Origin of the sequence: Nitrosomonas halophila, assembly GCF_900107165.1 — a bacterium.
In the GTDB taxonomy this organism is placed as follows: Bacteria; Pseudomonadota; Gammaproteobacteria; order Burkholderiales; family Nitrosomonadaceae; genus Nitrosomonas; species Nitrosomonas halophila.
On sequence record NZ_FNOY01000017.1, the window covers coordinates 44,622 to 52,067 of the forward strand.

The following is a 7,446-nucleotide window of genomic DNA, read 5'->3' on the forward strand; positions in this document are numbered from 1 at the left end:
TTGAAACAAAACTCATAACTTACTGTAGAGCTCCCCACCCTTATCAACGAATTCACTGGATTTCTGAGCCATGCCATCCTGCAAAGCTTCGGCTTCTGAAATGCCCTGCTGCGCTGCATAATCACGCACATCCTGGGTGATTTTCATCGAGCAGAAATTGGGCCCGCACATCGAGCAGAAATGGGCAAGCTTGGCGCCTTCCTGCGGCAGGGTTTCATCATGAAACTCTCTCGCTTTGTCCGGATCGAGTCCCAGATTGAACTGATCGTTCCAGCGGAATTCAAACCGTGCCTTGGACAATGCATTGTCACGAATTTGTGCGCCAGGATGGCCCTTGGCAAGATCGGCCGCATGTGCGGCAATTTTGTAGGCAATAATACCGTCCTTGACATCATCCTTATCGGGCAGCCCCAGATGCTCCTTGGGCGTGACATAACAAAGCATGGCGGTTCCATACCAGCCGATCATGGCGGCACCGATTGCCGACGTAATGTGATCGTAACCCGGAGCAATGTCGGTAGTCAGAGGGCCCAATGTATAAAACGGCGCTTCATGGCAATACTTAAGCTGTAAATCCATGTTTTCCTTGATCAGCTGCATGGGCACATGACCCGGGCCTTCGATCATGACCTGTACATCATGCTTCCAGGCGATTTCGGTCAGCTCGCCCAAGGTTTTCAGCTCGGCAAGCTGGGCCTCATCGTTGGCATCGTAGATCGAGCCAGGACGCAGGCCGTCGCCCAAAGAAAAGCTGACGTCATACGCCTTCATGATTTCACAGATATCTTCGAAGTGCGTATAGAGAAAGCTTTCTTGATGGTGTGCCAGACACCATTTGGCCATGATGGAGCCGCCCCGCGATACAATCCCGGTCATACGCTTGGCCGTCATCGGGATGAAGGGCAGTCGCACACCGGCATGGATGGTAAAGTAATCCACGCCTTGCTCTGCCTGCTCGATCAAAGTGTCACGGAAAATCTCCCAGGTCAGCTCCTCGGCCCGGCCATCCACTTTCTCCAGGGCCTGATAAATCGGCACCGTACCGATCGGCACCGGGCTGTTCCGAATGATCCATTCGCGTGTTTCATGAATGTTTTTCCCGGTCGAGAGATCCATCACGGTATCGCCACCCCAGCGGATAGCCCAGGTCATTTTCTCCACTTCGTCCTGAATGCTGGAACCGAGTGCGGAATTACCGATATTGGCATTGATTTTAACCAGAAAATTTCGGCCGATAATCATCGGCTCAGCTTCTGGATGATTGATATTGGCAGGAATGATGGCACGCCCGCATGCGACCTCAGCACGCACAAATTCCGGCGTAATCCATTGCTGGATCGCTGCACCGAAACCCTGGCCAGGATGCTGACGTGTCAGCAAACCCTCGCCATTCAAATCAGCCTGTTCCCGCCGCTGATTTTCCCGGATGGCAATGAACTCCATCTCCGGCGTAATGATGCCGCGTCGCGCATAATGCATTTGGGTGACGTTGGCCCCGGATTTCGCACGGCGCGCAGGACGCTTGAGATGGAAACGCATATCCATCAATTTCGGATCGCTCAACCGCTCCCGGCTATAACTGGAAGAAAATCCAGATAAAATTTCGGTATCGGCCCGTTCATCTATCCACTGCTCGCGCACCGGCGGCAGTCCTTGACGGATATCGATACTGGCAGCCGGATCAGTATAAGGGCCAGAAGTATCGTAGACGTAAATCGGCGGGTTTTTCTCAACCCCTTGACTGGTAGCGGTATCGGATTGGCTAATTTCCCGCATGGGTACCCGGATATCAGACCGGGATCCCTGCAGATAGATCTTCCGCGAATTAGGTAGCGGCTGTATGGCTGCCGCATCCACCTGCGCGCTATCGTTCGTAAATTTTTCCAGCTTAGAAATGGTCGTTTTCATGTTATGCTCCTCAAATGGCCGTGAGGAGCAGGAAGATAAATCCTGGCTTCCCTCCGGCGGCGTTATCCGCATCAGGTATTAAGGGACTCTCTCACCAACATTCAAAATCGTTTCGAATGTGGACCCCTAGCCGAGGCTGTCAAGCTAAAGGAAATATGAAATAATTGCAAGCTTGATTCTTTCCACCAACATAATGTTATGAAATCTATGATGGACCTTGAACAAACCCGTTTCAACATGGTCGAGCAACAAATCAGAACCTGGAGTGTGCTGGACCAGGATGTTCTTGGCTTGTTATATAAAGTCAAACGCGAGGAGTTTGTGCCTGCAGCCTATCGGGCGATGGCTTTCATGGACATGGAAATCCCCCTGGAACATGATGCCGTCATGCTCACGCCAAAAATGGAAGCACGCATCCTGCAGGAGTTACGTCTCAAAAAAACCGACAAGGTGCTTGAAATTGGCACCGGAACAGGCTACATGACGGCATTGCTCGCCGAATTATGCGCACATGTTCACAGCGTTGAAATCGTCCCAGCACTCCATGCCATGGCCAAAATTAATCTGCAGGTACATGGCACGGCCAACGTAACACTAGAACAGGGAGATGCCGCCCGCGGCTGGCCAAAACACGAACCCTATGATGTGATCGTGTTAACGGCCTCCACTCCCGTTCTGCCCGAAGCTTTCCAGAAAAGCCTTGCGCCAGGAGGCCGCTTGTTTGCTATTGTCGGAGAAGAACCGGTCATGGAAGCGACGCTGATAACCTGTACCGCACCCGGTAATTATCATTCAATCTTCTTGTTCGAAACTTGTACTGCGCCCCTCAAGAATGCGCTACAAAGTGAACATTTTCACTTCTAATGCCATGATTGCCCTATCAAGGTAGGGCAATCATTCTGGTTGGAACCATTAATTAGCAATCAATCCGCTCAGCTATTGGTATTTGTCACATTCGCCCGTCAACAATGAAAAGTCTGCAATCCATTGTCTCTTCGCTGCTTATGGGCTTATTTTTCTCTGTTCCAGTCCAAGCAGCCGATCTCCTGCAAATCTATCGGGAAGCGCTCGAATATGACGCGCAATACGGTGCAGCACGCGCGGCCTATGTCGCCGCCCAGGAACGGCTGCCCCAGGGGCGGGCTGGCCTACTGCCCGAAATCAATTTGGTCGGAATAGGGCAGAACCAGTATGTCGATACTAATTTTGGTCCGGAACGTTTGATTAGAAATCGTGGCATTACCGCCACAGCAACACAGCCGCTTATTCGAATCGAAAATTTCATTATTTTTGAGCAGTCGAAAAACGAAGTTGCCCAGGCGGACGCACAATTCGTCACTGCCGCCCAGGACCTGATTCTGCGTGTTGCACAGGCCTACTTCGACGTCCTGATAGCCAAAATCAATCTTGAAGTCGTCGAAACCCAGAAAAAAGCCATTCATGAACAATTGGAGCAGGCCAAACGGAATTTTGAGGTGGGCGTTGCGACCATCGTCGATACCCATGAAGCACAGGCCCGTTTTGATCTGACCCTATCGCAAGAAATTGCGGCCAGAAATACCCTGGAAATCAGCCAGCGTACCCTGCAGGTTCTGATCAACCGCCTGCCGCACGACCTGCAAGATGCCAGCCTGGATAAAGTGATTGCCGATCCATTAAATCTCCCCCATAACGGCATGGAAGATTGGGTGCAATTGGCCGAAGAAAAGAATTTCCTGCTGCGGATACAGCGTATTGCATACGAACTCTCCGAACAGGAGATCCGGCGCGTCAAGGCCGGCCATTACCCCACACTTGATCTGGTCGCGCGATACAGCAACCAAACTGGCGTAGGTGGTGCTTTCACCGGACAGGGGATCGATCTGGTCTCCAAAGAGATCGGACTACAGTTGAATGTGCCCATCTTTCAGGGATTTTCCGTGCAGTCCCGTGTCCGGGAAGCGCTGGCAAAACGCGACCAGGCGCGCAAGGAATTGGAAAATGTGCAACGCACAACCGCTTTGCAAGTACGCCAGAATTATCTCAAAGTCACCAATGGTATCGCACAAGTCAAGGCGCTCAAGCAAGCGCTGATCTCCAGTCGCAGCCAGCTGGATTCGACTGTGCTCGGTCAGGAAGTCGGCGTCAGAACAGAAGTGGATGTTCTCAACGCACAACAGCAATACTTCTCCGCACGCCGCGATCTTGCCCAGGCCTATTACGATTATCTGATGGCGCGACTCCAGCTCAAAGCCGAAGTCGGTGAACTGGATGAGGACGATTTGCTGGAAATCAACGCCTTGCTTTGATCAAATCTCCTCAGTTGAACGTCATTATTCGCGGTCGGCCTGATGCATGGCAATGCGACTGCCTATCCCACTGAAGCAGGCGGGATCATGCTTCGGAAATTGCACCTTCAACGAGTATAGAAAACCTGCCGGCTTTCGCCCTGTTTTGTTTTCGCTTGCCTGATTCTTCCGATTGCTTTCGATTGCGTGGGGTGGATTATTGGCTATAGTAATACTAGACTTGACCCCCAAGCTGTAAGATCACCGGAATTGCTCCAGAAATTCTCGTAATGCTTTCTGGGGATCATCTTCTTTTGATGTAATCATATTAATACCCCACTGATCCAATATCGCTTCTTGTATTGGATTTGGCCTATGAGTAAATACATAAGATCTCGGCTGGACGCCACCACCATTATTATCCATCATAAGGTTAAAACCACCGGCTTTAGCCGGTCAGCTTTAGCTGCGAGAATATGTCACACAGGAGGTGTGGCATGGATTATAGATATGGAAGTCATACGGTCTATCAAATTGAGTATCATTTTGTATGGGTAACAAAGTATAGATATAAGGTTCTGAAAGGGGAGATAGCAGAACGGGTTCGGGAATTGGTACGTCAGACGTGCGAAGCATTCGAAATCAGAATTGTGCAGGGTGTGGTGAGTAAAGATCATGTGCATATACTGGTGAGTTGTCCGCCGGAGATGGCGCCGAGTGAGATCATGAGACGGATAAAAGGACGAACATCGAGCTATCTGTTTGAAGAGTTTCCTTACCTTAAGAAGAGGTACTGGGGAAGACATTTTTGGGCGCGAGGGTATTTCTGCGCGACAGTAGGTCAGATGACAGAAGAGATGATCAAGCAATACTTGGAAAATCACTTTGAACCCAATCCAAACGATAATTTTAAAATGGAGCCGGAATAAGACGCGTCGTTTAGTCGACGCGTATCCGGACTTTCAGTCCGTAACTCTAACCCACCGGCTTGAGCCGGTGGTTGTTTAGTGGTTTTCCATAGCTTGGCTAGTTTATAAAATAGAAATCGGAGGTTCACATCAGCAAGGCTATATCCAATAAATAAAACAGATTTACCAAGAACGTCCGATCTAAGCTTTATATCTAAAGGGGTTTCAAACTCAAGTCGTTCGTAGTAACTCGACTCATTCAGAACAATCGTTTCATCATTATCAAAGTCACCATGAAACTTAATGATCTGTGTAACACCATCTTTAATGAGAGGAATGTCTGATACGCCTGCTATTTTTGTGAATCGTTTCTGGTAAAACTCAAATGACTTTTCAATCCAGCGATCATAGTTAGTTGTGTAGATAATTGGAAACTTTGAGTTCGCTATTAGCTTGTGGATAACCGAACCAGCCAAGTCTACGTTCTCGGAGTGCCAGTTAGTATCCATCCAGCTTCTGAGCGGACCAATACTGCCTTTTTTCACACGATAGTACTCAGCCAGCGCCAAGCTTTCCCCAAAAGACTTATAGATTTCGGGGTCATATCCTAGTTCTTTAGCAATATGATCAATTAATTTTGACCAAGTTGGAAGTCCAAGGTTCTTCGATACACCAGCGCCCACAAATAAAATTACATTTCTTTCTCGATAGGAGGTAATTAGTTCACCCATTACAAAACCTCCCTTTGTAAGAATTCTCGGAACCTATTAAAAGCAATTTTCCTCATGGATATTTCATTCTTTTTTTCGCCAAGTTCAGCGAAGGTCTTGTCACCCTTTGGGGATAAAGACACAATCCCATTGAAAGTCTCGACTCCCTCTCGGTTCTTTAGAAATATTGCCTTCAACCTCGCCCTCAAAGACATGAATTTTCTTAGAATCACAGAAGGCGATGACAGTTTTTGCGCTTAATTCAGTATTTTCAAGGTTTCCGAGAAGCTTGGAAAAATTATCGGCTCCTAACTTGTCCCAGAAAACTTGTGTCAGACCGCCAGGAAAACCTTGTAAGCTATTAATATAGAGCCCCGTATGCTCGATAAAAACTGGCCGCCCAATCATCTTAAAAGCTTTCAGGATTTTGTCTCTGACAATATCCTGAATATCTTCAGTTTGAATTTCATGGATTTTTAAAGACACATCTACGATTGAAACACCTATATCACCAAGGATAGCTTCGACTTCTTTTGCCTTATGTGGATTTTTTGTTACAAATCTTATTTCCATTTTCTCACTCGATATGCGACTTGCAGCTAACGCAAAAATCAGCGGCGAGTTTACGAGTCCGCTGGATATTTTTGTCCGATTCTTTGGTTCGCAATACCGAATGGGACATGAACCATGGGGATGTCTCCTGCTTCTGATTCCAAATGCGATTTCTGATCGTCAAAAAACATGTGAGGCTTAAGAACGGTAAGTATGCGTTCTTTCTTCATACCGCCAAGGAAAAACGTTTCGTTTGAGCTCACACCCCATTTTTCAAGCGTCGTTATGACACGCTCATGAGCCGGTGCATTCCTGGCGGTAACAATCGCTGTTCTTAGAATGCGTTTGTACTCCCGATCCTTTTCTTCTACTCTATCTTCTAACTTCTGCATAAAAGAAAGCTTTTTGAATAAATCAGCCAATGGCCCGGGATTATGCGGTATGTGAGACTTCTCGACTTCATGCTGGTGAAATGCTTCCAGTTCACCGTCTCTAAATACCGTTTCTGATTCGTCGTCTGCAATGACGCCATCAAAGTCAAAAGCAATTCTCAACTCTCCATCCGCTAGGTCGTCGATGACCTTGGTTGGCAAAACAGTACCAGCGGGGTAACCATAATCAATTGCATTCACCACATCTTCTTCGTTCGCTGAAAGAAATAGTGAAGCATTAAAAGCAGGTATGTATCCGTAAGGCGACTTACCTTCCATGAACGCTGCCCTTGATATGTCTAACCCGTGGTGCTTGATAGACCGAAAGACACGTTTTCCTGTTGCCGCAGAGTTCCTAGACAACAAAACGACTTCGACAGGCAGCTCCTTCTGGAACCTCTGATTAATCCCTAAAAATCGCCTAATAAATGGAAACGCTACGCCTTTCTCTAGGATAATATCCAAGTGCTTTTCTTGGAACTCCTTGTACGCTTTTGGACCTTCTTCTCGAAATACTCTATCCGACTCACTCAAATCAAAAAGTGCGCTCGATGAAACTGCTATAACTAGTTTTTGTAACTATTCAGCGAAAAAAATGCAAAAAGTGCTTGACAGGGTTTTTGTGTAAAAAAGCAAGATTACCGATACATTTGGAGTTGCCCGTCAGGGC

Annotated in this window: 7 protein-coding genes and 1 riboswitch; of the genes, 3 read left to right on the top strand and 4 right to left on the bottom strand. The window is 47.7% G+C overall.

Annotated features, from left to right (window positions below; genetic code table 11):
- Positions 1–12 precede the first annotated feature (12 nt).
- Positions 13–1,908: a phosphomethylpyrimidine synthase ThiC gene (gene thiC, locus BLV85_RS06045; protein WP_090413286.1), complete on the bottom strand. Its 1,896-nt coding sequence runs from the start codon at positions 1,906–1,908 to the stop codon at positions 13–15.
- A gap of 31 nt (positions 1,909–1,939) precedes the next feature.
- Positions 1,940–2,046, bottom strand: a riboswitch (TPP riboswitch).
- 72 nt (positions 2,047–2,118) lie between these two features.
- Here thiC and BLV85_RS06050 point away from each other — a divergent pair.
- The 3 genes from BLV85_RS06050 to tnpA all read left to right on the top strand — a co-directional run bounded on the left by BLV85_RS06050 (position 2,119) and on the right by tnpA (position 5,104).
- Positions 2,119–2,772 (top strand): protein-L-isoaspartate O-methyltransferase family protein, encoded by a 654-nt coding sequence (locus BLV85_RS06050; protein WP_176973951.1) that lies wholly within the window; start codon positions 2,119–2,121, stop codon positions 2,770–2,772.
- A gap of 104 nt (positions 2,773–2,876) precedes the next feature.
- Positions 2,877–4,196 (top strand): TolC family outer membrane protein, encoded by a 1,320-nt coding sequence (locus BLV85_RS06055; RefSeq protein WP_090413291.1) that lies wholly within the window; start codon positions 2,877–2,879, stop codon positions 4,194–4,196.
- A gap of 476 nt (positions 4,197–4,672) precedes the next feature.
- The gene (tnpA, locus tag BLV85_RS06065; protein WP_090413293.1) at positions 4,673–5,104 is read left to right on the top strand and encodes an IS200/IS605 family transposase; all 432 of its coding nucleotides are present in this window, start codon (positions 4,673–4,675) and stop codon (positions 5,102–5,104) included.
- On the opposite strand, the gene BLV85_RS06070 is transcribed toward tnpA, so the two are convergent.
- From BLV85_RS06070 to BLV85_RS06080, 3 genes are all read right to left on the bottom strand, one after another.
- The gene (locus tag BLV85_RS06070; RefSeq protein ID WP_090413295.1) at positions 5,056–5,814 is read right to left on the bottom strand and encodes an SIR2 family protein; all 759 of its coding nucleotides are present in this window, start codon (positions 5,812–5,814) and stop codon (positions 5,056–5,058) included. The two genes, tnpA and BLV85_RS06070, sit on opposite strands and share 49 nt — an antisense overlap.
- A gap of 99 nt (positions 5,815–5,913) precedes the next feature.
- The gene (locus tag BLV85_RS06075; RefSeq protein WP_218132782.1) at positions 5,914–6,366 is read right to left on the bottom strand and encodes a non-canonical purine NTP pyrophosphatase; all 453 of its coding nucleotides are present in this window, start codon (positions 6,364–6,366) and stop codon (positions 5,914–5,916) included.
- A gap of 50 nt (positions 6,367–6,416) precedes the next feature.
- Positions 6,417–7,340, bottom strand: a complete 924-nt coding sequence (locus BLV85_RS06080) for a 5'-nucleotidase (protein WP_090413296.1) — start codon at positions 7,338–7,340, stop codon at positions 6,417–6,419.
- Positions 7,341–7,446 lie beyond the last annotated feature (106 nt).